The following is a 25,911-nucleotide window of genomic DNA, read 5'->3' as shown; positions in this document are numbered from 1 at the left end:
CAGTTCTCCTGACGGGTGTGCGAACGTGCCGTATCAACGTGCGGCGACGACGGGGCTGGATTGCGCGGCAGCGTCCGCGCGACGGGTTTCATCTTTCGAGGTATCGACATAACCGCCGCCGAGTGCGGAAGCGAGTGCGATCTGCTGGTCGCGGCGGTTCATCTTCAGATCGGCAACGGCCTGATCGGCGTTCAGCGCATTCATGTCGGCATTGAGCACGGTCAGCTGATTGGTAAGACCGGCTTTGTATTGCGTGATCGCCAGTTGGTCGGCGCTGCGAGCGGCGTCTTGCGCGGCTTGCGCATCGACGAGTTGCACATCGCTCGAACGGATTTGCGCGAGTTGCGTGGCAACGTCGGTCAACGCGGTAATCAGCGTCTGGTTGTAACCGGCCACCGCATAGTCGAATTCGGCGTAACGACCCTTCAGTTGTGCGCGCAATTCACCGCCATCGAAGATCGGCAGATGGATCGCGGCGCCCGCCGAACCCGTGCGGCTCGCGGCGGTGAGGAACCGGCCGAACCCGAACGCGTCGAGACCCATGGCCGCGCTCAGGTTGATGTCCGGGTAGAACTCGGCCTTGGCTTCCTTCACCTCGTGCGTGAGCGCATCGACGCGCCAGCGGGCCGCGACGATATCCGGGCGGCGGCTCACCAGATCCGCCGGCAGGTTGTCCGGCAGACGCACTTCGTCGCCCACGCCGAGCGTCGGGCGCGCGATTGTCAGACCACGATCCGGACCTGCGCCGAGCAGCGCGGCCAACTGGTAACGCGTGCTCAGAATGCTGCCGTCGAGGGCCGCGAGACTGGCGCGGCTCGTGGCGAGATTCGCCTGCGCGGTTTTGCGCTCCACTTCCGTGTCGAGTCCGGTCGCGATGCGACCCGCCGTGATGCGGTCGATCTGTTCGCGGCGCGTAACCTCCTGCTGCGCGATGTCGCGCAGCGCATACAGGCGGGCAAACTGGTTGTAGGTACGTGCAATCGACGTATTCAGCGTGAGCTTGACGGCTTCGGCGTCAGCCTGGCTTGCCTCCACCTGCGATACGGCCGCCTTCAGCGCTTCCCGGTTCTTGCCCCACAGGTCGAGGTCGTAGGAAGCGCTCAACAGTCCCTTGTTCTCGGTCTGCCACGAGCCGGCGTAGGGCGGCGGCACGAGCGCGTTGCCGCTGTACTGCTGGCGCGTGAGCGAGTAGTTCGCGTCGACGCGCGGCAGCGTGCTGGCCTTCGCGGTTTCGCTGAACGCCTGCGCTTGGGCGACCCGGGCGCGGGCCTGTTCGAGCGTCGGGCTACCCTTGAGGGCTTCGGCGAGCAGTGCCTTCAACTGCGCGTCACCGAACTGGTTGGCCCAGTCCGCCGCCGGCCAGTGACCGCTTTCGGCCGGCAGGCTCTGCGTGGTTTCGAAGTGCCGCGGCTCGGCCATCTGCTTGTCGCTGTGGATGCCGGCGTAGTTGGCGCAGGCGGAGAGCACGGCGGCGAAGATTACGGACACGCCCAGTTTCATCGCACGGGAGGCGCTGCCGGTTTGAGAAAACTGTTTATTCATTTTCTGACCTATCAGGTAATTGGGCAAAAAAAAGCGGACCTGCTTGACCCGGCTCATTCGCCGATGAACTTGCGAAGCAGGCGACGCAGCTCGTCGAACTCGGCACGGGTGAACTTCTTCAGGCGCGCGTTCAGCACTTGCGGTGCGATTTCCGGAATTCGGACGGCAAGTGCTTCACCCTTTTCCGTCAGCGTTAGATTGACCACGCGGCGATCGTCGACGCTACGCGAACGTTCCAGCAAATCCTTCGTTTCCAGCTTGTCCAGCGTGCGCGTCATGAGCCCCGTGTCTATGCCGAGCAACTTCGACAGTTCGAACGGTGTTGCCGCGACGCCGCGACTGAGTGACAGCACAATGCCCATCTGCTGGCTGCCGATGTCGAGGTCCTTGAGGGCCGCGTCCATCTCCGCCGTAATCATGTTGCGCGCCTGGGTCAGCGTGAGGCCGACGCTATCCGTAAGCATGAAACTTTCCTTCGTGTAGTGGTCCATGGTGCTCTCCTGTTTGTTGATTTTAACAATAGTTGCATAGTCAGATATATTCAAGAAGATTCTTGAACCCCACTCTTCGCGGCGGGTTGTTTTCCCGTCCACCGATCAATGACCGCCGGCGCCTGCTGCGCCCGCGCTCGCGCCCTTGCCGGGCTTCGTCACCCAGATCAGCGGGATGATCACGATGAAGATCACCGCCGACAGCCAGAAGATGTCGTTCAGGCCGAGCATGGTGGCCTGCTGGTTCAGTGACGCTTCGAAAAACGCCAGCGCTTTTGGCGTGGCGGCGTTGAGCGTCGTCTGCAGCGAGGCGATAGCGTCGACGAAATTCGGGTTGTTCACGCTCGTCTGTTCAACCAGTTGGGCGTGATGCAGGATCGTCCGGTTGTTCCAGCCGGTGCTCATCAGCGACGTCCCGACCGCGCCGGCGAACACCCGCACGAAGTTAGACAGGCCCGCGGCCGCGGGAATCTTGTCGGGTGACAGCCCCGACAGGATGATCGCGGTGAGCGGCGTAAAGAAGAGGGCGGTGGGAATGCCTTGCAGCAGCGTCGGCAGCACCAGGGTATAGGGATCGACGCCCGTCGTGTAATGCGAGCGCATGAAGAACACGCCTGCAAAGCCAAGGAAGGCCAGTGTCGCGAGCACCCGCATATCCGACTTCGGCATGATCTTGCCCAGCACCGGCGCGAGGATCACCGCGAAGATACCGAGCGGCGCCGTCACGAGCCCCGCGTCGACCGAGCGGTAGCCGAGAAAGCCCTGAATCCACTGGGGCAGGATCACCAGATTCGCAAAGAACACCGCATACGCCACCGAAATCGCCACTGTGCCGCCCAGGAAATTGCGTTGGGCAAAGAGCCGCAGGTTGACGATCGGCTTTTCCTCGGTCAGCTCCCAGATCAGGAAAAACACGAAGCTGATCAGCGCGAACACGCTCAGCGCCCAGATCACCGGGGAATTGAACCAGTCGAGGTCCTTGCCCTTGTCGAGCATGATCTGCAGCGACGCGACCCACGCGATCAGCGAGATCAGGCCGACCTTGTCTATCGGCAGTTTGCGGGCGGGCGTTTCGCGGTCGCGGTAGACCGCCCAGATCGTCCCGGCGGCGAACAGCCCCACTGGAATGTTGATGTAGAAGATCCACGACCAACTGTAGCTATCGGTAATCCAGCCGCCTAACGCCGGCCCCGCGATCGGCCCGACTGTTGCCGTCATCGCCCACAGCGACAGCGCGCTCGAACTCTTCTCCTTCGGGAACGAGCCGAGCAGCAACGCCTGCGACAGCGGCACGAGTGGGCCGGCCACCGCGCCCTGCACGATGCGGGCGGCGAGCAGCACCGGCAGGGTGGGGGCCATGCCGCACAGCCAGGACGAAAAGACGAACAGCAGGATCGCCCAGACGAAAAGCTTCACCTGTCCCACACGCTGAGTGAGCCAGCCGGTCAGCGGGATCGACACGGCGTTGGCCGCGGCGAACAGCGTGATCACCCACGTGCCTTCGTCGACCGATACGCCGAGATTGCCCGAGATCGTCGGAATCGCCACGTTGGCGATGGACGAATCCAGCACGTTCATAAAAGTGGCCAAGGCCACGGCGAGCGTGCCGAGCACGAATCTCGCACCGGTTAGAGGCGCCGGCGCGCCGGGTTGTGTCGACGGGTTCATCTTGCGTCCTGTAAGTTGATCCAGAGGTCAGCTACCCACTCGCCGGCAGCCGAATTTATCTGATAAGTCAGATAGTTGAGCAAAAAAATAAGCCCATCCCTCAGGGAATCTGCACGACAGTACGCGCAGGCCCCCTGACCTAGGCTGGGTGGACGGCGTGGTTCGTTGCCGGCCGTATTTCTGATGAAACATTATCTGATGATGCAGATATATTCAAGGATTTTTTATGTTGAGGTGTCACGGTTGCGTTGCGGCCCGCCTCGCGGGCGATGAATGGCTGCCGAAGACGCGCGGCGTCGATGCGTATTTCCTCGACCCGGCAGCGGCGTTGGAAAGACCGGACACGGCAGTTCAACCGGTCTTGTCGGCCACGCTGAAATTCCGCGTTCACCCGCCCCACTCATCAAGAGTCGGCAGCCCCGGCCCGCCGGCGTGTAAACTGCTGACTTTTTTGATTCTGGTGGTATGGTGCAAGTCCCACAGCGCACAGCTTTCAGCGGCCCGACGCTCATACGCTTACTTGCGCGCCTGACGGACATCGATGTTGCCGAATCCAGACAATCGCTCTCGGACCGGCTGAGCCAATGGCTCGGCTGGACCGACGCGATCGCGCTGTCCACGGCACTGAACGGCAATCCGCCTGCCGCAGCCTCCGGCGCGCGAGCCAACGGCCACGCCGAAGAGAACGAGTGCGCCCGTGTGCGCACCTCATTGGCGAATGCCATCGCCGGCGATAGCGCGTTCGCCGCCGCCAGGCGGCGCGGGTCCGCGCAAGCGCCCCTGCAGGACGCCCCTGTGGATGCGGCCGTCGACTACGCGGTTTTTCGTCAGCGCTATCTCTCCATGCAGCAGGCGATGGAGACGAGTATCGGCAACCTGCGCGGCCGCCTGCGGGGAATGCTGGCCACCAGGACGCCTGGCATGGCCCGGCTCGCGGCGGTGGATGCCGTGATGGAGCGCGCGCTGAGCGCGCGCGAGCAGAGTCTGCTGGGCGCGGTGCCCGGGTTGCTCGGCGGGCATTTCGAGCGTTTGCGCCAGGCCGGGCTGGAGACGCTGGCCGACGCTCAAGCCTGCGGCGCCGGCACAACGGTCACGCCCAACGCATGGCTGGACGTGTTCCGCAAGGATATGCAGAGCGTGTTGCTCGCCGAATTGGAAGTTCGTTTTCAACCGGTCGAAGGGTTGCTCGCGGCCCTTCGCACCAGCTAACTGGGACGCTATGTCCAGAAATCTTTTGAATCTTGTTGTTTTTGTTGTTGGTCTGGCTGCTGTGTGCTGGATCGGCGCCGGCTACGTCGGCTCGAACCCGCTGGCGCTGGCCGTCACTCTCTTGGTCGGCGCCTGCTACCTGGCGGGCGCGCTCGAGCTGCGACGCTACAGCGAGGCCACTTCCGCCCTGGCGCGTGCTGTCACGGGCCTGTCCGAACCACCGCTCAGCCTGGGCGCCTGGCTCGACCCGTTGCATCCGAGCCTGCGCAATGCGGTGCGCCTGCGCATCGAGGGTGAGCGCGTGGCCTTGGCCGGCCCGGCGATGACGCCGTATCTGGTTGGCTTGCTGGTGTTGCTGGGCATGCTGGGCACGCTGCTCGGCATGGTGGCGACCCTGCGGGGCACCGGCATGGCGCTGGAAAGCGCGACGGACTTGCAGGCTATCCGCGATTCGCTGGCCGCGCCGATCAAGGGGCTGGGATTTGCGTTCGGCACTTCGATTGCGGGCGTTGCCACCTCCGCCATGCTCGGGCTACTTTCCGCGTTGTGCCGGCGCGAGCGGATCCAGGCAGCGCAGATGCTCGACGTGAAGATCGCGACGACATTGCGCATCTATTCGCAGACCCATCAGCGCGAGGAAAGCTTCAAGCTTCTGCAGCGGCAGGCCGACGTGATGCCCACGCTGGTCGACCGGCTGCAGACGATGATGGCGGCTATCGAACAACAGAGCCTGGCCTTGAACGAGCGGCAGATCGCCAGCCAGGACGCCTTCCATGGCAAGACAGAGGCCGCTTACACCCGCCTTGCTTCCTCGGTGGCGCATTCGTTGAAGGAGAGCGTCGCCGAAAGTGCCCGCGTCGCCGGCGCGGCGCTGCAGCCGGTCGTGGAGGCCACGATGGCGGGTCTCGCGCGTGAGACGGCCTCGTTGCACGACACCGTCACGCACGCCGTGCAGCGGCACCTGGATGGGCTGTCGAGCGGCTTCGAGGCGACCACCACGACCGTCGCGGATATCTGGAACCAGGCACTGGCGGGGCACCGGCGATCGAGCGAGGCGCTTGTCCAGGACCTGCGTACCTCGCTGGATCGCTTCACCGAAACCTTCGAGCAACGCTCGGCCGGCCTGCTCGATGGCGTCTCCGTGCGCCTGGAAGCTACGGCGGGCAGTGTGTCGGAGGCGTGGAACCAGGCGCTGACGCGGCAAGAACACGCCGGCGAGAAGCTGGCAAGCCACAACCAGCAAGCCCTGGCGGCCGCTGCGGCGACCTTCGAGCAGCACTCGGCGTCGCTGCTACGCAGCGTGGGCCAGTCGCACGCGGACTGGCAGGCGGAATTGGCTTCGCGCGACGAGCAACGGCTGGCCGCGTGGACCGGGACGCTCGGTTCGATGGCCGCTGCATTGAGCAAGGAATGGGAGCAGGCGGGTACGCGCACCGCGAGCCGCCAGCAGGAAATCTGCGAAACGCTCGCGCAGACCGCACGCGACATATCGGCCCAGACGCAGGCGCACACGAGCAACACGATCGCCGAGATCGACCGGCTCGTGCAAGCTGCTGCGGAGGCCCCGAAGGCCGCGGCGAACCTGCAGGCGGAATTGGCTTCGCGCGACCAGCAACGGCTGGCGGCCTGGACCGAGACGCTCGGTGCAATGGCCGCTACGTTGAGTCGCGAGTGGGAGCAGGCGGGTACACGCACCGCGAGCCGCCAGCAGGAAATCTGCGACACGCTGGCGCAGACCGCACGCGACATATCGGCCCAGACGCAGGCGCACGCCAGCGACACGATCGCCGAGATCTCCCGGCTCGTGCAAGCCGCGTCGGAAGCCCCCCGGGCTGTGGCCGAAGTCGTCGCCGAATTGCGCCAGAAGCTCTCCGACAGCATGGTCCGCGACACCGCGATGCTGGAGGAGCGCAGCCGCCTGCTGGCAACGCTGGAAACCCTGCTCGATGCCGTGAATCATGCCTCCACTGAGCAGCGCTCGGCCGTCGACGCGCTGGTCGCGACATCGGCGGATCTTTTGGATCGCGTCGGCAGGCAGTTCACCGACAAGGTCGAGCTCGAGACCGGGAAGCTGGGCGCTGTTGCCGCGCAGGTCACCGGCAGTGCGGTCGAGGTGGCGAGCCTGGGTGAAGCATTTGGCGTGGCCGTCCAGTTGTTCGGCGAGTCGAACGACAAGCTGGTGGCCCACCTGCAGCGTATCGAAGCCGCGCTGGACAAGTCCCTCGCGCGCAGTGACGAACAGCTTGCCTATTATGTGGCGCAGGCGAGAGAAGTCATCGACCTGAGCATGATGTCGCAGAAGCAGATCGTCGAAGACCTGCAGCAGCTCGCCGGCCAGCGGGCGTCCGCCGGAGCTGAAACGGCATGAGCGAGGAAATCGACGGCGGCGCGGAGACGACTGCGCCGATATGGCCCGTCTTCGGCGACCTGATGTCGGTGCTGCTGGGCGCCTTCATGCTGATCCTGGTGGGCGTCATCGGCGTGCAGCTGGAACTTTCGAGCAGGCTTGCGCAAGAGGTCAAGCAGCGGCAGATGGAAACGCAGCGCCGCAAGACCTTGGAGCAGGCACTGGCAGGGCCGCTGGCAGCGGGCCGGGTGACGCTGGTCAACGGGCGCATCGGCATCAACGGCAGTGTGTTGTTCGCGCTGAACTCCGATCAATTGCAGCCCGAAGGCCGGGAGCTACTGAAGAGCCTGGCCGGCCCTCTGTCCAACTATCTCAAGGCCCGCGACGAAATCCTGATGGTGAGCGGCTTTACCGACGACCGGCAAGTGCGCGACGGCAACCATCGCTTTGCCGACAACTGGGAGCTGTCGGCCCAGCGCGCGTTGACCGTGACCCGTGCGTTGATCGATGCAGGGGTCCCCGCCTCCTCGGTGTTTGCGGCCGCGTTCGGCTCCGGGCAGCCCGTGAGCTCGAATGCCAACGACGAGGGACGGGCCAGGAACCGGCGAGTGGAAATAGCCCCTGTCCCGAGGCCGTCGACCGCGACGGTGAAGCCCCGTGAGTAGTGGCGGTAGTGGCGTGACAAGCGGCGCCCGGGCGAAGCTCGACGCATGGCGCGAGCAGGGCGCCGATCGCCTGGATCCCATCCGCTTTCATTTCATCGAGGCGCTGGACCGGCGGGCGGGCGGCCACAGCGGCGAGGCGCGACGTATCCTGGACGCCAGGCTGTCCAAACTGCTCGACGCCTATGCCGACGCTCTCGAGAGCGCCGCATTCAGGACTCGCGATGCCGGCCGCGAGGCATCGCGAGGCGTGCCCGCTCGCGGAGCGCTTGCCGGACTAGTCGATTACATCGCCAGCCATGCGCCGGCGGATGGCGGCGGGCCCGCAGCGGGTAACGTTGCGGGTAACGTTGCCCCGGCCGTGCCCCGGTCCGCCTCCTACCCGGAACTGGAGATGCTCGATTACTTCAGAGCACTCTCGTCCAAGGTCAGGGCGGAGAGGCAGGTGCGGCAGTCGCTGGAACAAGTGCCCGGGAATGCCGGTCCGCTCAACTCGAGTAGCCTCGTGCACCGGTCGCTCTCGCTGATGCGCGAGCTGTCGCCAGGTTATCTCCAGCAGTTCCTGTCGTACGTCGACGCCTTGTCGTGGATCGAGCAGATGAACGGCGGCGGCGCCTTGGCAAGTAAAGATGCGCCTCGCGCGGGGAGCGCCAGAAAGAGTGCTCGGGGCAAATCACGCTAGCGGCGTGAGTGCGGATCGGTATCGACGCCTGTCTTCGTCGCGTTGAGGGAAACATGGCAGTAGAATGCCCCGAAACACAGGGAGGCTGAGCGATGGCTAAGACGATGAGTGTGAATATCGAACAGTTGCGGCCGTTGCAAGCGACGGTCGGCATGATCGAGGTCGACGCGAAAAGAAAACACCTTTTGGCGATGAATGAAAAGGCTTTGAAAGCGTTCCTGAAAGGCGCGCCTATACCGACGGTGATTGGCAAAAATGACCGTCACTACGTCATCGATCATCACCATCTGGCTCGTGCACTGTGGGATGGAGGGATCACGAAGGCGTTCGCCTCGGTGGCGCAAGACCTGTCGGACCTTCCAGACAACAAGTTCTGGGACACGGTCATCGCGAAGCAGTGGGTTCATCCTTACGATGAGCGCGGCATCCTGCGGGCACTGTCTGCGATCCCGGAAGAGGTCTCAGGGCTCACGGACGACCCCTACCGGAGTCTGGCGGCCTTTGTCCGGGATGCCGGCGGCTATCTGAAAACGCCCGAACCGTTCGCCGAATTCCAGTGGGCAGAGTTCTATCGAACGCGTATTCCTATGTGGACGAACGAACTCCAGTTCAAAGCCGCAGTTGAGCAGGGCGTCCACCTCGCGTGGAGTCCTGACGCACGGACGCTGCCGGGTTTTACGTTGCGAAGCCGGAAATCCAGCTAGTTCCTGGTCAGGGGCGTTAGCCGCGATCCAATGATCGCGGTTCCCGTTGCCTGATTCGCTGACCAATGCTTCGGCATTCTAACGACTCTGATTAAACAGAGCTTGAACGCCTGGCTCCCCGTTTTGCGACTGACCCGACGCTCGTCGTGTCATCCAGCTTGTCATAACGGATGGCGAGATCCATGGACTGACGGAACATGTCGGTCAAGCGATCGCCTCCACTCATCCTCTTTACAAACGTAAGTTTGGTGACCCACCGCCGAGATGGCGGTTGTGCTTTGTTGCATGCGCAACGGCCTTAACTTCGTAAGGTACCCATCACGGTCCATTAACGCCCCGTCGTTAGCATGGCTTCATTCGCTGATCACCATGCCGTCATTCAAAACAAGGATGCAGAAACATGCAACGGGTACGTTCAGGGTTCCGCAAGAAACCACTCACGCAGTTCGTTCTGGCCTCGCTCTGCGCTACCGGCGCACAGCTTTCATTTGCGCAGACTTCAGGGGATCTCGGCTCAGTAGAGAGCACGGCAGTCGCGGCGCCTTCAACCGGCGCCACGGCTTCGGGCAATCCGCAATCGGCGCCGGCTCAGGCGCCGACCCAAGGCTCGCTGAGCGCGACCGAGCCGAAGTCGATCATTAGCCGGCATTACATCGAAAACAGCACGTCGCCGACCGCAAACTATAGCGACATCATCCAGATCGCCCCGAGCGTGTCGAACATCGACCCCAACGGTCCGGGCCTGATGGAATCGCAAAGCCTGTCGATCCGCGGCTTCCAGGACGGTCAGTACAACGTGACCTTCGACGGTATTCCTTTCGGCGATTCGAACGATTTCACGCACCATTCGACGTCGTTTTTCTCGTCACGCAATATCGGTGGCATTGCGGTGGACCGCGGTCCGGGCGACGCGTCGCAAATCGGCTTTGCGACCTTCGGCGGCACGATCGCGGTGCAGTCCGTGGAACCCTCGCTGACGCCGAAATTCACGGTTTTCGGCTCGTACGGCAGCTTCAACACGTGGCTGAGCGGCGCCGAGTTCAACACGGGTGACATGCAGCAGTGGGGCGACGCACGTGCGATCGTCGGCTACAACCATATCGCCAGCGACGGCTATCTGACCAACGCCGCACAGCGCCGCGACAACGTCTTCTTCAAGCTCGAAAAACCGCTAGGCGACAATACGCTGCTCACTTTGTATGCGGACTACAACCGCATCCATCAGAACGTGTCGCTCGGCGCGACGGCCGCGCAGATCCATCAATTCGGCCCGGACTACGGCCTGAGCGGCGATCCGGCGAGCCAGTCGTACTACGGCTATAACTTCGACCGCATCAACACGGACTTCGAGTACATCGACCTGAAGACGAAGCTCGCCGGCTGGAAGCTCGAAAACAAGCTGTACACCTACGCTTACTATCACGACGGCTTCAACGGTCTGGATCCGAACGGCGAAACGCCGAACGGCACCACCTTCGGTCCGAACAACGTGCCCGGCCAGCAGATGGCCAACAACTACCGCGCGTTCGGCGACATCGTGAATGCCGAACGGGAGATCGGGCCGGGCAAGCTGCAACTCGGCGCATGGATCACGCACCAGTCGAATTTCCGCGACAACATGAACGTGGACGATTCGCTGAATTTCGCGCTCGAGCAGCTGAACTTCACGATGCACGACACGTTCCTCACGTTCGAGCCGTTTATCCAGTACGAGTGGCAGTTGCCGCACGGGCTGACCGTGACGCCGGGCGTCAAGTACGTGTCGTTCAATCGCAATATCGACACGCCGCTCGATCAGGGCTCCGGCGCGGCGGTGAACTTCAGCCATACGTGGACAAAGGTGCTGCCGTCGCTGACGCTCCATGAGCAGATCAACCCGAACTGGAGCGCGTACATCCAGTATGCGCAAGGTTTCCTCGCGCCGAACCTCAATGTGTTCTATGTGCAGAATCCGTCCGTTTCCGGCCAGCCCGACCCCGAGCAGACCGATAACTACCAGATCGGCACCACGTACAAGACCGACCGCCTGACGGTGTCGGCCGACCTGTACTACATCAACTTCCGCAATGCGGTGACGAGCCGCGTCGTCGGCGGCAACGCGACATTCTCGAATGCGGGCGGCGCGGTCTACAAGGGCTTCGAATCGGAAGCCACCTTCTATGCCGGACTCGGTTTCAGCCTGTACGGCAACCTGACCTTCAATTCGGCCAAGCAGAAGAACACCAACACGTGGATGCCGAACGCACCGCAATCCACGGCCGCACTGGGCGTGATCTATGAACGCGGTCCGCTTTACGGCTCGCTGATCACCAAGTTTGTCGGCCATCAGTTCGGCGATACCGGCGATACGCAGCCGATCGGCGGTTTCACCGTGACCAATCTCTCCGCCGTCTACACGATCAAGAGCCCGGCCCCGTGGATGCACAACACGCGTATCGGCCTCGAACTCGACAACCTCTTTAACCGCACCAGCATCGACGCGCTCGCCGGCTATACCGCCGCCGCCGGCACGCCGCTGTACTGGACGATTCCCGGCCGCGCGGTTGTCGCCTCGCTGTCCACCGACTTTTAACTGGAGATTGATTCAATGAACGCCGACACCTTGCTGCATCTCGCGAACGATTCCGGCGGCGTGCTGTATGTGATTGCCGCGATGCTGTTCGTCGCGCTGACGATCATCGTCGAACGCTTCTGGTTCCTGCAACGCGTCGCGGCGTGCGGCCATGCCGCGCTCGATCAGGTCGACCGGCTCGACCAGCTCGACGCCGCGACGCTCGGCGGACTCGCGGAGCAATACCGCGACTTGCCGATTGCGCGGATCTTCTCGACGGCAGTGCGTCTTCAGGCCACGCACAATCGCGAAGAACTCGATGCCCGCTTCGAGGAAGTCATCATGCGCGAAGCGCCGCGTATCGACCGCCTGCTGTGGGTGCTCGACACGATCGTCACGCTCGCGCCGCTGCTGGGCCTGTTCGGCACGATCATCGGCATGTTCAACGCGTTCCAGGTGCTGTCGAACCCGGGCAACGCGCCGACTCAAGTGACCGGTGGCGTCGCCGAGGCGCTGATCGCCACCGCGTCGGGGCTCTTCGTCGCGATGATCGGCCTGGTGTTTTTCAACGGCCTGCATAACCGCGTGCGCGCGGTCGTGCATCAACTCGAAACGCTGAAGGCCGCGCTCGTCAACCGGATGGCCGGCGCCTCGCACGAGCACGCGAAAGCCGAGCGCGACGTTCCGCGCGCCGTCGCCGGGAAGCTCGTGTCGCAAGGGGCGTGACGATGAAGTATTTCGAAGCGCGCAAGGCTCGCATCGAGATCATCCCGATGATCGACATCATGTTTTTCCTGCTGGTGTTCTTCATCATGATCACGCTGCACATGATTCCGAATGCCGGCTTGAAGACACAGTTGCCGTCGAGCGCGAGCACGCAGTCGTTGCCGCCCGCGAAAGTGATGGTCACGTTGTCGGACGACGGCGCCGTCTCGGTCGACGGCCGCACGCTGACGCCCGCGCAACTCACGGCGATGCTGTCGGCGCGGCCCGATGCGTCGCATACGGTGGTGACCATTGCAGGGTCGAAGGAGGCGCGGATCCAGAACCTCGTCGGCGTGATGGATGCGTGCCGTGCAGCCGGCGTCTCGCAGATCGCGCTCGCCGCGCAGCCGGTAGCGAAGTGATATGGCGACGATTCCCGCTCACGTCACCCAGCCGGAACGGCGGCGCATCTATCTGGCGGCTGCAATTGCGTTGATTGCCGAGCTGGGTGTGTTCGCCGGCGCGTTTGTCATGTTGACGCACAAGCAGGCGCCGCCACCCGAGCCGCCGGTGACGATGCTGTCGCTCGCGTCTGCTCCGGCTGCGCAGCCGGTTGCGCCGCAGCCTGTTGCATTGCCGCGGCCCCAGCCGCCGGTGCGTCCGGTCACGCCCGTGCATCACGTCGAACATGTCGCGCCGCCGCGCCCGGCGCCGCGTGCTCCGGCGCCGCCCCCGCCGACACCGGCGCCAACGCCGGTCATGCCATCCGCCGCGCCGACCGACGCGCCGCCCACGCCGCCACCGCCACCGCCGGCGCCCGCGGCGGCACCTGCCGCGCCGGCCGCACCCAGTGCGAGCTTCGAGAGCGCGTTGCGCGCGGCGATTCAGGCCGCGTTGCAGTACCCGGAATCGGCGCGCATGGCCGGCATCGCCGGTCGTACGCGGGTTGCTTTTCAGTATCGCGACGGCGTGGTGTCCGACGTGAAGGTCGTCGTCTCGAGCGGTGTCGGCTTGCTGGATCGCGCCGCGCTCGCCGCCGTCAGGGATGCCGCCTGTCCGAAACCCGACCCCGCCTACGCCGGCAAGACCTTATCCGAACAACTGTGGGTTACCTTTAATCTCAACGAACACGAATGAAACAGATTCTTTCCGCCATCACGACTGTCTTCGCGCTTTCCGCCACCGGCACCGCGCTCGCCGCTGCGCTGCCGACCGGCGCACCGGTGCAGCATGTGCTGCTGATCAGCGTCGACGGTTTGCATACCAGCGACCTCGCCAATTTTGTTCAAGCGCATCCCAATAGCGCGTTAGCGAAATTATCGAAGCAAGGCATCGACTACACGAACGCTCACACTGTCGAGCCCGCCGATTCGTTTCCCGGCCTGCTGGCGCTCGTCACCGGCGGCACGCCCGCGGTAACCGGCGTGTATTACGACGACTCATACGATCGCGTGCTCGCCGCGCCGGGCAGCGATTGCAGCCGGCCCGGCACGCGCGTTCGCTACGACGAATCGCTCGACAAGAGCGCCGCCGACGGCCACGATACGATCGACCCGGCGAAGTTGCCGCGCGACCCGCAACACGGCTGCGCGCCGGTCTATCCGCATGCCTTCCTGCGCGTCAACACGATTTTCGAGGCAGTGCGCGAGGCCGGCGGTTATACCGCGTGGACCGACAAGCACCCGACCTACGAACTGGTCGAAGGGCCGTCGGGCCGCGGCGTCGACGATCTGTTCCTGCCGGAAATCGGCGCCAACTACGAAGGTCTCAGCAATGTCGCGACCCGCGAGATCACGGGTTCGCTCGCGCGTACCGAGGATTACGACGACATGAAGGCGCGCGCGGTCGTCAACGAGATCGATGGGATGACGCACGACGGCAGCCAGCACGCGCTCGTGCCGAGCGTGTTCGGCCTGAATCTGCAGGCTGTGAATGTCGCGCAGAAACTCTACGGCTATCGCGACGCGGAAGGCAGTCTGACGCCCGGCGTCGATCGCGCGATCGGACACGCTGACCATCTGATCGGCCAGTTCGTCAGCGAACTCGAGCGGCAGCATCTGGGCGACGACACGCTGGTGATCGTGACCGCCAAGCACGGCAACGGCCCGATCGATCCCGCGCGGCTCAACAAGATCGACGACCGCCGCTTGCAGAAGGTGATCGACGACGCCGCACCGGGCGCGCTCGCGCAACTGACGACCGACCACGGCGCATTGATCTGGCTGCACGACGGGTCGGCTACCGCACGCGTGAGCGCGGCGCTGCGCGCCCACGCGCAGGCGCTGGGCATTGCCGAGGTGCTGGGCGGCGAGCAGCTCGCGCTGCGCTTTCCCGCGCCGTCGCAGGACAGCCGCACGCCGGACATCGTCGTCGTATCGCGCGACGGTGTCATATTCGCGCCACCGAAGGATGGCAAACTCGCCGAGCACGGGGGTTTTCATCACGACGACACCGCGGTGGCGTTGCTGCTCGCCAGTCCGCATCTTGCCGAAGCAGGCCGTCACGTCACCTACCCCGTTTCGACGACCCAGGTCGCGCCGACCATTCTGGCGGCGCTCGGCCTGCCGCCCGCCGCGTTGCAGGCGGTCGCGCAGGAGGGCACGGCGGTGCTGCCGGCCGCGAACTGGGCCCCGGCGCGGCAACTGGCTCAAGATCAGCGAGGAACGCATCCACTTGGCAAGTGAACTGCCGCTTACCCGTCTACGCGGGACAACGCCGCACGTGCTGGTCGTCGAGGACGATCAGCATGTCGGCATGGAAATCACCGCGGTGCTCGAAGACTTCGGTTTCGAGGTCGAGGTCGTGCCGACCGGCCACCACGGTTTCCTGCGCGCGCTGAACGGCGACTTCGACGTGGTGGTGCTCGACCGGATGCTGCCGGATATCGACGGCCTGTCGATCCTGTCGACCTTGCGCAACGTCGGCAAGCGCACGCCGGTGCTGATTCTGAGCGCGCTCGGGGCGGTCGACGAACGCGTGCGGGGCCTGCGCGCCGGCGGCGACGACTACGTCACCAAACCGTTCGACGGGCTCGAACTGACCGCACGCCTGAACGCGCTGCTGCGCCGCCATTCGTCGGTGGCCGAGGCGTCGAGGCTGTGCGTCGGCGACCTCAGCCTCGACCCGGACACGCGCGTGGTCCAGCGTGCCGGCCAGCCACTCGAACTACAACCGCGCGAGTACAGCCTGCTCGAGTACCTGATGCGGCATGCGGGCCAGGTCGTGACGCGCGCGATGCTGTTCGAGTCGGTGTGGAACTATCACTTCAATGCGCAAACGAATGTGGTCGATATGCATATTTCCAATTTGCGCCGCAAGGTCAGTCTCAACGGGCGGTTGCCGGCGATGATCGTGACCGTGCGCAATGCCGGCTACATCATTCATGCAGACAGCTAGCCGCGCTTTGCGGGTGAATTCGCGGACGAATTCACGGGTCAATTTCAGCAGCGTCGGCTGGCTGCTGACTGTGTTCGTCAGTTCGGCGATCGCGCTCTTTGCGCTGCTGTACTGGCTGACGAGCAGCTATCTGCTTCATGAAGTCGACGAGCGGCTGCTCGGCGAGGTTGCGGAATTTCACTCGATTGGCCGGGCCGAAGCCATCTCGAACATTGCTGCGCTGAGCCGGCGCGACGTCGCCAATAGCCGGCCGTATGGCGTGTTCGACGCGAACGGCGCACGGCTCGCCGGCAATGTCGCGGCGTTGCCAAAGGAGCCGGATCGCAAGCCGTTCAACTACACCCAGGCGGTCCGCGACGGCAAGACGGAGATCACCGGCCATTACCGCGGCATCATCGTGCCCACCACGAGCGGCGTGCGGATCGTCGTCGGCCATTCGATCGACGAGATCATCGTCTTCGACCAGACGCTCGTGAAGACGCTGTGCGCCGGCGTGATGCTGACGACCCTGCTGGCCGTGGTCTGCGGCGCCGCGCTCAACCGCATGTCGAACCGGCGCATCCGCGCGATCAGCGAAACCAGCCGTGAAATCATCTCGGGCAAGCTGAACCGGCGTTTGCCGACGCGCGGCACGAGCCACGATCTTGACCGGCTCGCCGCGATCGTCAATACGATGCTCGACGAGATCGAGCGGCTTGTCGAAGAGGTGCGCGGCGTGTGTGGCGCGATTGCGCACGATCTGCGCACGCCGATGACGCACTTGCGCGCGGGACTCGAACGGGCGAGCCGGCGCGCGCGAACGACGGGCGATTACGCCGCCGCGATCGACAGCGCGATCGCGCAATCGGACGTTGTGCTCAACCGCTTCACGGCGCTGCTCAGAATCGCGGAAATCGAGGCGGGCGGGCGTCGCGCAAGCTTCGGACCGGTGTCGCTCGATACCGTCGTGCGCGACGTCGTCGAGCTCTATGAGCCGCTTGCGAATGCGCGGGGACTGTCGGTGTCGATGCAGGCGGCCGTGCCGGTGCACGTGATCGGCGATGTCGATCTGCTGTTCGGCGTGGTCGAAAATCTGCTCGACAATGCGTTGAAATTTACCCCGGCAGGTGGCGCCGTAGCGCTGGAAGTGCGCTGCGACGGGGACGTTGCCACGCTGCAAGTCGCCGACACAGGACCTGGCATCGAAGCCGGCGAACGCGAGGCGGTGTTCCGGCCTTTCTACCGGATTGGCGGCATAAAGGCGCAGGCGACGCCCGGGCACGGACTTGGCCTGAGTCTCGTCGCGGCGATAGCGCATTTACACGGCGCGCAGATTTCGATTGGCGACAACCTGCCGGGTTGCAAAGTGCTATTGGAGTTTGGCGAATATCAACGCTGACTCGCTCGCGAACGCCTTGACAGCGCGCGATCATCGTCTATAGTTCACCATATGGTGAAGTCTCCTGTAAATCAGCTCGATCGTACTTTTTCCGCCCTTGTGGACCCCACACGCAGGGCGATTCTCGCGCGTCTGGAGCAAGAGCCCGGCTTGTCGATCACGGAGATCGCCCGTCCGCTGCCGCTCAAACTCCCTGCGGTCATGAAGCACCTCGACGTGCTGAGCGACGCGGGTCTGGTGTCGCGCACCAAGCGTGGACGAACCGTGTCAGTGGAATTGATCGCAGGCCCAATGGAAGAAGCGATGGCCTGGCTGAAGCGCTACGAGCGGTTCTGGTCCGCCAGCCTCGATCGGCTCACCGACTTTGTGGAGGAGGATGACGAATGATCAAGGAGCAGCCGAGCCTGACCATTATCCGGCGCATCAAGGCGTCGCCGGCGAAGATCTACGCAGCGTGGACCCAGCCCGAACTGATGGCGCGGTGGTGGGGGCCCGACGGTGGGCCGGTGCTCAGCGCCGAAGCCGACCCGCGCGTCGGCGGGCGCTTTCGCGTGGTGTTTCAGACGCTGGACGGCGAAACGCACGATTGCGGCGGCGAGTACAAGGAAGTGGAAGCGGACCGGAAGCTCGTCTTCACCTGGGAGTGGGTCACCATGCCCGAGCGCCGGTCCCTCGTGACGATCAGGCTGCGTCCTGTCGCGGAAGGGACCGAACTCAATTTCACTCATGCCCAGTTCTTCGACGAGGTCGCGCGCGACAACCACTACGTCGGCTGGAACGGCGCGTTCGACAAGCTCGAAGCGTTCCTTGCCGAAGTGAACGGGACCGGTGACGCAAGCGCATAAGAGCGTGTCCCGGCAACACCGCCCGCGGTCCCCTTGTCCACGCCGCAAGATGTGATCTTCAAGTCAGATGCAACTCATGTCGAGGTCGATGATGAAGCTCTATTACGCTGAAACCCTGGCTCCCCGGAAAGCATGCGCCGTCGCCAAATATCTCGGCGTGCCGGTGGAATACGTCTTTGTCGATCTGAGGAAAGGCGAACAGACCGCGCCGGCCTATCTGGCGATCAACCCCAACGGCAAGGTCCCATGCCTGGTGGATGGCGACAAAAGCATCTGGGAGGCCGACGCGATCATCTGCCATCTGGCGCAGCGCGCGGGTTCAAGTCTTTGGCCAGCGGACGCACGCCAGACTGATGTCGTGCGTTGGCTCAGTTGGAATAGTCAGCATTTTTATCGGTATGGCGGATCACTTTACTTCGAACACCTTATCAAGCCGCAGATCGGGCTCGGCGACCCCGACCCGTCAGCGGTAGCGGAGGCGCAGGGCATGTTTCGCAAGTTCGCCGGCGTGCTCAATCAGCATCTCCAGGGCCGCAAGTGGCTGGTCGGCGATGACCTCACGATTGCCGACTTTTCCGTCGCCGTGACCCTTCCCTACGCCAAACGGGCGGCGATGCCTCTGGAAGAATTTCCGGAGGTTCAGCGCTGGCACGAGCAACTCAGCGCAATCGACGCATGGCGGGATCCGTTTCCGGCGAGACAGACCGCAAACGCATGAGTTTCTGCCCAGCTCGTCCTAACCCGCGCTTACTTTGCAAAGGATTGGAACATGGAAACGCACAGTGTTGTGTCACCGGATGAATGGATGAAGGCGCGGGTCGCATTCCTCGCCAAGGAAAAGGAATTGACGCATCGCAAGGACGCGCTGGCCGCCGAGCGGCGCGAACTGCCCTGGATGAAAATTGAAAAGGAATACGTATTCGATGGGCCCGATGGACAGGTCACGCTTTCGGACCTGTTCGACGGACGCAGCCAGCTCTTCATCAAGCACTTCATGATGGGTCCCGGCGTCGAGCACCAGTGCGTCGGGTGTTCGCTCGAGGTGGACCACATCGATCCGCTGCTGCCGCACCTCGAGAACAATGACGTGAGCTATGCCGCCGTGGCGCGGGCGCCAATCGCCGAAATAGAGGCGGTGCGTCAGCGGATGGGATGGCGCTTCCGGTGGGTGTCTTCCTCGCGCAGTGACTTCAACTACGATTTCAATGTTTCGTTCACAGCCGGGCAGGTCGCTTCAGGCAGAGCGCTCTATAACTTTCAGCTGGCACCGGACTGGGCCGCGGGAATGCAGGATCTCTCCGGCGATAGCGTCTTCTTCAGGAATGCGGCTGGCGAGATCTTCCTGACCTATTCGACATTCGGCCGTGGCGGCGAGCAGTTCCTTGGCATTTACGGGCTGCTGGACGTGATGCCGAAGGGCCGCAACGAGAACGGTCCGTTTCACTCGCTGGTCGATTGGGCCCGGCTGCACAACATGTATGGCCAGGGCGGAGTAGTCGAGAACAACGGCCGCTATCATGCCCCGGCGTGCGCCTGCGGCGTTCATACATAGGCTGAGCGATGTGCTGCGCGATCGTTGCGCTGGCGATGATCTTGCCGGGTCGCCTCTGAAGGAGCATGAGGCGCATGGCGTTGCCTACCCCATCGGCCGCACGCCGAACAACCACCCGTGAAGCACGAACGCAAACAAGGCCCATACAACAAGTCCGGAGACGATAACGATGCCGTCGCGTGCCGCGTTTGCCGGTGGATACGTCGTCCCTGCTAGCAGGTCGCGTCTGCGCGCGGCAATGAAATCGATGATGGCCCATAGCAGGAATGCGCCGAACAACACCACTGCTGACAGCGTGCCCGTCGCCAGCAAATGTGCGAAGGCCCACAGCAGCACGGCCAGAACCATCGGATGACCGAGCAGCGTCTTGAAGTGGTTGTTCGGGACATGCGCGGCAGGGAACAGGATGAACGCGACGGCGACCAACGGTATCGCTACGTGCCGCGCCCAGGTCGGCGGCGTCCACACTGACACGGGATGCGCGCGCGCCAATCCGTAGCCCCAGATGATCACCACCAGCCCGATGACAGAAACGATGGAGTAGATCGCCTTCCAGCGTTTCTCGCCAATCCGTGCGATCTGCGCGCTACGCCAGTCGTCGGCGAAGATCCGCACCGAATGCACGCCCAGAAACATCAACAATCCCAGAATCAGTATCGCCATGTCAGAGTCCACCGTGGATCGAGTTCAATTCGGTTTGTCGTAAGCAGGCGGCATATCGCCAACTTTCGCCGCCGGCCGTGAAAGCAGATCGCGATGCAATCACGCATCACAGGCAATCGTGCTTCGTAGCAAGCATAGGTGAAATTTACGCGCAGAGCTTGAGCATGGCATTCGAGCCGGCCATCACAACAGCGACGCAGCGAGCTTCGCGAAAGTGCGCTCATCCGTGCGATCGAAGGAAAGCGGCGTCACCGAGACGCGGCCCGAGGCCACCACAGCCGTTTCGCTATCCGGGTCGTTCGTGCGCGCGCCGCGTTGGAAACGCAGCCAATGGTAGGCCATGCCACGCGGATCGACCTGCGGCAGCACCTCGATATCTTCGACGAGTCCGACGCCTTGCTTCGTCGGCGTGAGCGGGCCGGCAGCCGCCGCGTCGACATCGGGGAAATTGATGTTCAGGCAGGTCGGAACTTCATGTTCGATCGCGAGCAACTGACGGATCACATCCGGCGCAAGCGCACGCGCGGTGTCCCAGCGCACCTTGTCGCGATCGCTGAAAGTCTGGCTCAAGGCGAACGACGGCAGGCCGAGTAACAGGCCCGTCATTGCCGCGCCTACCGTGCCGGAGAACATCGTCTCCACACCGAGATTGCCACCGCGATTGACGCCGGAGAGCACGAGCGTCGGCAGCGCGTCACGCATCAGATGACGCACGCCCATCACGACGCAATCGCCGGGCGTGCCCACGACGCCGAAACGCCGCTCGCCCTGGCGGCTGACCCGCAGCGGTGAATGCAGGCTGATCGAATGCGACGTGCCGCTCTGATCGTGCTCGGGCGCGACCACCCAGACTTCGTGTGCGAGCTCGGCGGCGACGGCTTCGAGCACGGCGAGACCGGGCGCGTCGATACCGTCGTCGTTCGTCAACAGTACGCGCGGCACTTTGGTTTCATAGGCAGACATCGTAGCAAGCTCCTCTCGATGGGTAGGGAAAGTTCCATTATGAAAGCCACCGCGCGGCCAGCGGCATCAGCACCGGCACGACGAACGCAGTGAACACACCGTTCAGGCCCATGCCGAGGCCGGCGAATGCGCCCATTGTCTACCATGCCTTATACACGTGCGTTCGGTAGCCACGAACGCGCTGACTAGACGCCGCTACCGAACAGCGACGTCTGCGTCTCCGGGCGTGGCGATTGCCGTGCCGGTTCCGCCTGCGACTCGTCGTCTTCCGCAGCAGCATTCATTTCCAGCGAAGTCTGTCCGGATTCGAGCGACAGCAGGAATTGTTTGTTCGCCAAGCCGCCGGCGAAGCCCGTCAGATCCCCGGAAGCGCCGATCACGCGATGACAGGGCGCGACGATCGAGAGTGGATTTTTGCCGTTTGCCGCCCCTACCGCCCGCACGGCTTTGACGTCGCCGATCTGCACAGCGATTTCCTTATAGCTGCGCGTTTCGCCGAACGGAATCGTCAACAACGCCTCCCAAACCTTCTTCTGGAAGCCGGTTCCTTCAAAGTCGAGTGCCAGGTCGAACCGGTTTCTCGTACCGGCGAAATATTCGTTCAGCTGCCGCTCGGCTTCGACGAGGATTGGCCGATCATTCGCTTCGACCATCGCATGCAGACGCACCCGGTTTGGTTTGTCGTTCTCCCACAGAATCGCGGTCAAGCGGTCGCCGTGTGCAACGAGCTTCAGCTTGCCGACGGGAGAGTCCATCATCTTGTACGCGTAGGTCATTTTGCTTAACTCCTGGCTAGTTGGCGGCGCAGATGGCGGGCCGCTAACGCGGGTTCGTGAACTCGCCATGAAATAGTGCCGATATTCGATAATTTAAACCACGGATTGTCTGAAGGCGCTTCGGATCTTGCTATTCAATTCCTCGCGTCTGTCTTCAGTGCGTGTTGGGGGGGATGCAATCCCCTTCAATCCATGGCTGTGCGCGCCGCAGATTAGAATCGATACCTTGGGCACGACGCTCAGCGGCAACCCTGACATCTTCTCTACGACTGTGACAAACACACTTGAACAACTGCGGGCCGGACAACTGACGGGGACCCGGCGACTTAAGCTGGCTTGCGGACTGAGCGAATTTCCACGCGAGATTTTCGATCTGTCCGACACGCTGGAAATCCTCGACCTGTCCGGCAATGCGCTTTCGGCGCTGCCCGCAGATTTGCCGCGGCTGAGCAAGCTGCGCATCCTCTTCGCCTCTGACAACCAGTTCGCCGAACTGCCGGAGATTCTGGGGCAATGCTCGCAATTGAGCATGATCGGCTTCAAGGCAAACCGCATACGCGAGGTGTCGGGCAGATCGCTTCCCGCTCAACTGCGTTGGCTGATCCTGACCGACAACGAGATTGAAGCGCTGCCTGCCGAAATCGGCAACTGTACACAGCTACAGAAACTGATGCTCGCCGGTAATCGCTTGCGGACGTTACCCGAGACGTTGGCCGCCTGCTCGCGGCTCGAACTCCTGCGTCTCGCGGCCAACAAGCTAGGCGGGCTGCCCGCGTGGTTGTTGCGGCTGCCGCGGCTTTCCTGGCTTGCGTATGCCGGCAATCCGTTTAGCGTTGCGCTGGAGACCGCAGCGCTGACCGACACGCCGATCGCCGAGATTCGCTGGGGCACGTTGAAACTCGAGGATCAGCTGGGCGAGGGCGCTTCCGGCGTCATTTACCGCGCGGAGTTTATTCGGACTACTGGGAGCACGTTCCAACCCGTTGCAGTCAAGTTGTTCAAAGGCACGGTGACCAGCGATGGTTTGCCGGACTGCGAGATGGCGGCTTGCATCCGTGCCGGCGATCATCCGAATCTGATTCCAGTGATGGGCAAAGTGAAGGACCATCCGACGGGCGCGCACGGGCTTGTGATGGAACTGATCGATCCGGAATTCAGAAACCTTGCCGGGCCGCCGAGCCTCGCGTCGTGCACGCGTGACGTCTACGGTCCGGACACCCGCTTCGATCTGACATCTGCGTTGCGCATTGCATATGGCATCGCTTCGGCAGCTTGCCATTTGCATCAGCAAGGCGTCATGCATGGAGACCTGTATGCCCACAATATTCTGCACTGCGGGCAAGGCCGCGCATTGCTGGGCGATTTCGGCGCGGCAGCTTTTTATGCGCCTGACGATCAAGTGCTTGGGCCCGCGCTTCAGCGGCTCGAAGTTCGGGCGTTTGGTTGTCTGCTCGAGGAATTGATCGATCGATGCGATCTGCGGGAGGAACAGCAGGGCATCGTGGCGAAGCTCCGGAAGCTGAAAGTGGATTGCATGAGCGAGCAAGTGGGCAGCAGGCCGCTGTTCGACGAGATCGCCTCCGGTTTGTCGGCGCTGACGAGTTCGATCTGAATGCGCTAATGCATGGCTCCTTCAGTCGAGTCAGTACAATAAGAAGCGTTTTTATGTGAAGGCGCGGCGACTGTCCGTCAGCCAGGGCCAGGAGGGGAAAAAGCGAATGACACAGAGGATGCGCCGCCGCGTGCTAGTTGCCGGCACGCTTGCAGCGGCCGGCCTGACAGGCGCGGCACGTGTCGATGCGATGCCGGGCGGCAAGTCGATGGTCGCACTCGTGTTGAAGTCTCTCGCTGACCCGTACGCGGTGGCCATGGCGAGCGCCGCGCAGAACTACCAGAAGCACTTCGCGTCGCAGTTCGATCTGACGGTTCGAGGAACGGCAGCGGAAACCGATACTTCCGCCCAGATCCGCATCGTCGATGAAATGGTCAACGCCAGGATGAATGCGATCGTTATCGCACCGACTGATTCGAAAGCGCTGACACTCGTCATCGCGCGGGGAGTCAAAGCCGGCATCATCATGGTCACCATCGACAACGCACTCGATGAAGCATCCCAGGATGCCGCGGGCATCTCCGTACCGTTCGTGGGTCCGAATAACCGGAAGGGCGCGATGGAGGTGGGTAACTATCTGGCGCGCAGACTCAAGGCGGGCGACGAAGTCGGGATCATCGAGGGCATTTCCGCCGACCGCAACGCGCAGCAACGCACGGCCGGCTGCAAAGATGCGATGAACGCGGCAGGCATGAAGATCGTCGCCATCCGGTCCGGTGACTGGGAATACGAAAAAGGCAAAGCGGCCGCGGCCAGGATGTTGAGCGACCATCCGCGAATCCGCGCGCTGTTGTGCGGCAACGACAATATGGCGATGGGAGCGGTCGAGGCGGTGCGCGACGAAGGGCGAACCGGCAGTGTGTACGTCACCGGCTACAACAATAGCGACGCCATCAAACCGTTGCTCGCCGACGGCCGGGTGCTCGCGACCATGAACCAGTTCGCCGACAGGCAGGCCGTGTTCGGCATCGACGTGGCGCTCAAGGCCATCGCCGAAGGGAAAAAGCAGAGCGAATTGTCGCGCTTCATTGAAACTCCGTTGCAACTGGTCGCGAAAGAGAACCTTTGAGCGCTGTCAGCGGGGCGGGCCGTCTGTGTCGCCCGGCTCGATCGAGGGTTGCGCTAACCGGTGCTCGCAATGCTCCCTGTCGGCGATGGCGCCCATGATCAGCTCGGCGATGGTCTTGCCCGATGCATGCCCGGTAGGCTGCACGACGGCGGTCACCGTGTACGGGAACGCAACATCGGCCGGCACGCCGTCGTAGACAATCAACGAGATGTCCGTGCCGATCTTCTTGCCGCTGTCGGCGATGGCCCGGAATGCGCCCGTGCCCGCAATGTTGTTGTCGATCAGCACGGCTGACGGCGGATCGGCGCGGTTCAGCAAGGCGCGCGTTGCTTCGTAGCCTCCCGTCCTGTCAAACGGGCATTCGACTATCAGCGATGCCTCCGGCTCGATATCCGCCGCGCGCAATGCGCTCAGAAACCCCGCGCGCCGTTGCGCCGCAAAGCTGATCGTTTGCGGCGCGCTCACCATGGCGATTCTGCGGTGCCCGAAAGCAATCAGGCGTTGAGCCGCCGCTCGGGCGCCCGCTTCATTGTCGAAGTCGAACCATCCGTACGGCACGGGGCTGTTGGTGCGGCCGTACGCGATAAACGGGAAATTCTGCTCCTGAAGAAAGCGGATCCGCGGATCGTCCATCAGCGTACGCGCCACGATCAGGCCGTCCACCAGCTTGCCGTCGACAAGGCGCCGGTACGTCTCGAGCTCCGCATTCGGCCGCGCCGAGACGATGAAGAGGTCGAGCCCCTTCGCTCCAAGACCTTCCGTCATGCCCGCGACGACTTCGCCAAACCGGGGGTCGCCCAGATCGCCCGCCCCGAACGGATAGATGATGCCCACGGCCTCCGCGCGGCCGGTCGCGAGGCGGCGCGCCGTCGGGTCCGCGTGGTAGCCCAGCTCTTCGGCGGCTTTTCTGACCCGTTCGCGGGTCGCTTCGCTGACATCGTCGTAACCGTTTAGCGCCCGGCTAACGGTCGTTCGCGAAAGACCGAGCGAGTTGGATAGCGTTTTTAAATTCACCTTCACCGTTGCACCCTCGTGAATCCCCCGTTTCCGGCTGCCAGCAAGGCTTGGCACACCGTTTCATGACAAAACACACCGC

Annotated in this window: 25 protein-coding genes and 1 pseudogene; 18 read left to right on the top strand and 8 right to left on the bottom strand. The window is 63.2% G+C overall.

The window, feature by feature from the left end; all coding sequences use genetic code 11:
* Positions 1-33: 33 nt before the first annotated feature.
* The 3 genes from AC3WOG_RS33060 to AC3WOG_RS33050 all read right to left on the bottom strand — a co-directional run bounded on the left by AC3WOG_RS33060 (position 34) and on the right by AC3WOG_RS33050 (position 3,701).
* Complete coding sequence (locus tag AC3WOG_RS33060; RefSeq protein ID WP_492581941.1) at positions 34-1,542, bottom strand: efflux transporter outer membrane subunit; 1,509 nt, start codon at positions 1,540-1,542, stop codon at positions 34-36.
* Positions 1,543-1,595: 53 nt separating this feature from the next.
* Positions 1,596-2,033 carry a MarR family winged helix-turn-helix transcriptional regulator gene (locus tag AC3WOG_RS33055; RefSeq protein ID WP_492582535.1) on the bottom strand — a complete coding sequence of 146 codons (438 nt, stop codon included), beginning with the start codon at positions 2,031-2,033 and terminating at the stop codon, positions 1,596-1,598.
* 105 nt (positions 2,034-2,138) lie between these two features.
* Positions 2,139-3,701 (bottom strand): DHA2 family efflux MFS transporter permease subunit, encoded by a 1,563-nt coding sequence (locus AC3WOG_RS33050; RefSeq protein WP_492581940.1) that lies wholly within the window; start codon positions 3,699-3,701, stop codon positions 2,139-2,141.
* A gap of 465 nt (positions 3,702-4,166) precedes the next feature.
* Between AC3WOG_RS33050 and AC3WOG_RS33045 the strand changes: the two genes are divergently transcribed.
* The 16 genes from AC3WOG_RS33045 to AC3WOG_RS32970 all read left to right on the top strand — a co-directional run bounded on the left by AC3WOG_RS33045 (position 4,167) and on the right by AC3WOG_RS32970 (position 19,732).
* Positions 4,167-4,910, top strand: a complete 744-nt coding sequence (locus tag AC3WOG_RS33045; RefSeq protein ID WP_492581939.1) for a DUF3348 domain-containing protein — start codon at positions 4,167-4,169, stop codon at positions 4,908-4,910.
* A gap of 10 nt (positions 4,911-4,920) precedes the next feature.
* Complete coding sequence (locus AC3WOG_RS33040) at positions 4,921-7,278, top strand: DUF802 domain-containing protein (RefSeq protein ID WP_492581938.1); 2,358 nt, start codon at positions 4,921-4,923, stop codon at positions 7,276-7,278.
* Complete coding sequence (locus AC3WOG_RS33035) at positions 7,275-7,922, top strand: OmpA family protein (RefSeq protein ID WP_492581937.1); 648 nt, start codon at positions 7,275-7,277, stop codon at positions 7,920-7,922. Before AC3WOG_RS33040 ends, AC3WOG_RS33035 begins: the two co-directional genes overlap by 4 nt.
* The gene (locus tag AC3WOG_RS33030; protein ID WP_492581936.1) at positions 7,915-8,601 is read left to right on the top strand and encodes a DUF2894 domain-containing protein; all 687 of its coding nucleotides are present in this window, start codon (positions 7,915-7,917) and stop codon (positions 8,599-8,601) included. The genes AC3WOG_RS33035 and AC3WOG_RS33030 overlap by 8 nt, the downstream gene beginning before the upstream one ends.
* Positions 8,602-8,693: 92 nt before the next feature.
* Positions 8,694-9,305: a ParB-like protein gene (locus AC3WOG_RS33025; protein WP_492581935.1), complete on the top strand. Its 612-nt coding sequence runs from the start codon at positions 8,694-8,696 to the stop codon at positions 9,303-9,305.
* Positions 9,306-9,705: 400 nt separating this feature from the next.
* Positions 9,706-11,877 carry a TonB-dependent receptor gene (locus tag AC3WOG_RS33020; RefSeq protein ID WP_492581934.1) on the top strand — a complete coding sequence of 724 codons (2,172 nt, stop codon included), beginning with the start codon at positions 9,706-9,708 and terminating at the stop codon, positions 11,875-11,877.
* 15 nt (positions 11,878-11,892) lie between these two features.
* Positions 11,893-12,582: a MotA/TolQ/ExbB proton channel family protein gene (locus tag AC3WOG_RS33015; protein ID WP_492581933.1), complete on the top strand. Its 690-nt coding sequence runs from the start codon at positions 11,893-11,895 to the stop codon at positions 12,580-12,582.
* 2 nt (positions 12,583-12,584) lie between these two features.
* Positions 12,585-12,983, top strand: coding sequence for an ExbD/TolR family protein (locus AC3WOG_RS33010; RefSeq protein ID WP_492581932.1), 399 nt, complete (start codon positions 12,585-12,587; stop codon positions 12,981-12,983).
* A 1-nt stretch (position 12,984) separates the two neighbouring features.
* Positions 12,985-13,698, top strand: a complete 714-nt coding sequence (locus AC3WOG_RS33005) for a TonB family protein (RefSeq protein ID WP_492581931.1) — start codon at positions 12,985-12,987, stop codon at positions 13,696-13,698.
* The gene (locus AC3WOG_RS33000) at positions 13,695-15,245 is read left to right on the top strand and encodes an alkaline phosphatase family protein (RefSeq protein ID WP_492581930.1); all 1,551 of its coding nucleotides are present in this window, start codon (positions 13,695-13,697) and stop codon (positions 15,243-15,245) included. Before AC3WOG_RS33005 ends, AC3WOG_RS33000 begins: the two co-directional genes overlap by 4 nt.
* Positions 15,235-15,957 carry a response regulator transcription factor gene (locus AC3WOG_RS32995; protein WP_492581929.1) on the top strand — a complete coding sequence of 241 codons (723 nt, stop codon included), beginning with the start codon at positions 15,235-15,237 and terminating at the stop codon, positions 15,955-15,957. The genes AC3WOG_RS33000 and AC3WOG_RS32995 overlap by 11 nt, the downstream gene beginning before the upstream one ends.
* The gene (locus AC3WOG_RS32990; RefSeq protein ID WP_492581928.1) at positions 15,944-17,335 is read left to right on the top strand and encodes an ATP-binding protein; all 1,392 of its coding nucleotides are present in this window, start codon (positions 15,944-15,946) and stop codon (positions 17,333-17,335) included. Before AC3WOG_RS32995 ends, AC3WOG_RS32990 begins: the two co-directional genes overlap by 14 nt.
* Positions 17,336-17,386: 51 nt before the next feature.
* Positions 17,387-17,722 carry an ArsR/SmtB family transcription factor gene (locus tag AC3WOG_RS32985; RefSeq protein ID WP_492581927.1) on the top strand — a complete coding sequence of 112 codons (336 nt, stop codon included), beginning with the start codon at positions 17,387-17,389 and terminating at the stop codon, positions 17,720-17,722.
* Positions 17,719-18,180, top strand: coding sequence for an SRPBCC family protein (locus tag AC3WOG_RS32980; RefSeq protein WP_492581926.1), 462 nt, complete (start codon positions 17,719-17,721; stop codon positions 18,178-18,180). The genes AC3WOG_RS32985 and AC3WOG_RS32980 overlap by 4 nt, the downstream gene beginning before the upstream one ends.
* 88 nt (positions 18,181-18,268) lie before the next feature.
* The gene (locus tag AC3WOG_RS32975; protein ID WP_492581925.1) at positions 18,269-18,898 is read left to right on the top strand and encodes a glutathione S-transferase family protein; all 630 of its coding nucleotides are present in this window, start codon (positions 18,269-18,271) and stop codon (positions 18,896-18,898) included.
* 51 nt (positions 18,899-18,949) lie between these two features.
* On the top strand, positions 18,950-19,732 hold the full coding sequence (locus tag AC3WOG_RS32970) for a DUF899 domain-containing protein (RefSeq protein WP_492581924.1): 783 nt from the start codon (positions 18,950-18,952) through the stop codon (positions 19,730-19,732).
* 84 nt (positions 19,733-19,816) lie between these two features.
* Here AC3WOG_RS32970 and AC3WOG_RS32965 read toward each other — a convergent pair whose 3' ends face one another.
* The 4 genes and pseudogenes from AC3WOG_RS32965 to AC3WOG_RS32950 form a co-directional block, all read right to left on the bottom strand.
* The gene (locus tag AC3WOG_RS32965) at positions 19,817-20,395 is read right to left on the bottom strand and encodes an NnrU family protein (RefSeq protein ID WP_492581923.1); all 579 of its coding nucleotides are present in this window, start codon (positions 20,393-20,395) and stop codon (positions 19,817-19,819) included.
* 183 nt (positions 20,396-20,578) lie between these two features.
* Positions 20,579-21,358 (bottom strand): 5'/3'-nucleotidase SurE, encoded by a 780-nt coding sequence (surE, locus tag AC3WOG_RS32960; protein ID WP_492581922.1) that lies wholly within the window; start codon positions 21,356-21,358, stop codon positions 20,579-20,581.
* A 37-nt stretch (positions 21,359-21,395) separates the two neighbouring features.
* Positions 21,396-21,491 (bottom strand): annotated as a pseudogene (locus AC3WOG_RS32955) (LrgB family protein); the annotation flags it as partial.
* 52 nt (positions 21,492-21,543) lie between these two features.
* On the bottom strand, positions 21,544-22,134 hold the full coding sequence (locus tag AC3WOG_RS32950) for a methylated-DNA--[protein]-cysteine S-methyltransferase (RefSeq protein WP_492581921.1): 591 nt from the start codon (positions 22,132-22,134) through the stop codon (positions 21,544-21,546).
* Between the two features lie 271 nt (positions 22,135-22,405).
* Between AC3WOG_RS32950 and AC3WOG_RS32945 the strand changes: the two genes are divergently transcribed.
* Both AC3WOG_RS32945 and AC3WOG_RS32940 read left to right on the top strand, forming a co-directional pair.
* Complete coding sequence (locus AC3WOG_RS32945) at positions 22,406-23,746, top strand: leucine-rich repeat-containing protein kinase family protein (RefSeq protein WP_492582534.1); 1,341 nt, start codon at positions 22,406-22,408, stop codon at positions 23,744-23,746.
* 106 nt (positions 23,747-23,852) lie between these two features.
* A complete protein-coding gene (locus AC3WOG_RS32940; RefSeq protein WP_492581920.1) occupies positions 23,853-24,815 on the top strand; it encodes a substrate-binding domain-containing protein in 963 nt (320 codons plus the stop codon).
* Between the two features lie 6 nt (positions 24,816-24,821).
* On the opposite strand, the gene AC3WOG_RS32935 is transcribed toward AC3WOG_RS32940, so the two are convergent.
* Entirely contained in the window at positions 24,822-25,835 is a 1,014-nt protein-coding gene (locus AC3WOG_RS32935; protein WP_492581919.1) for a substrate-binding domain-containing protein, read from the bottom strand.
* Positions 25,836-25,911 lie beyond the last annotated feature (76 nt).

The sequence above is a fragment of the Paraburkholderia sp. FW306-02-B genome, assembly GCF_058782725.1.
Note: the sequence above shows the minus strand (reverse complement) of the source record. Positions and strands in the feature narration are given on the sequence as shown.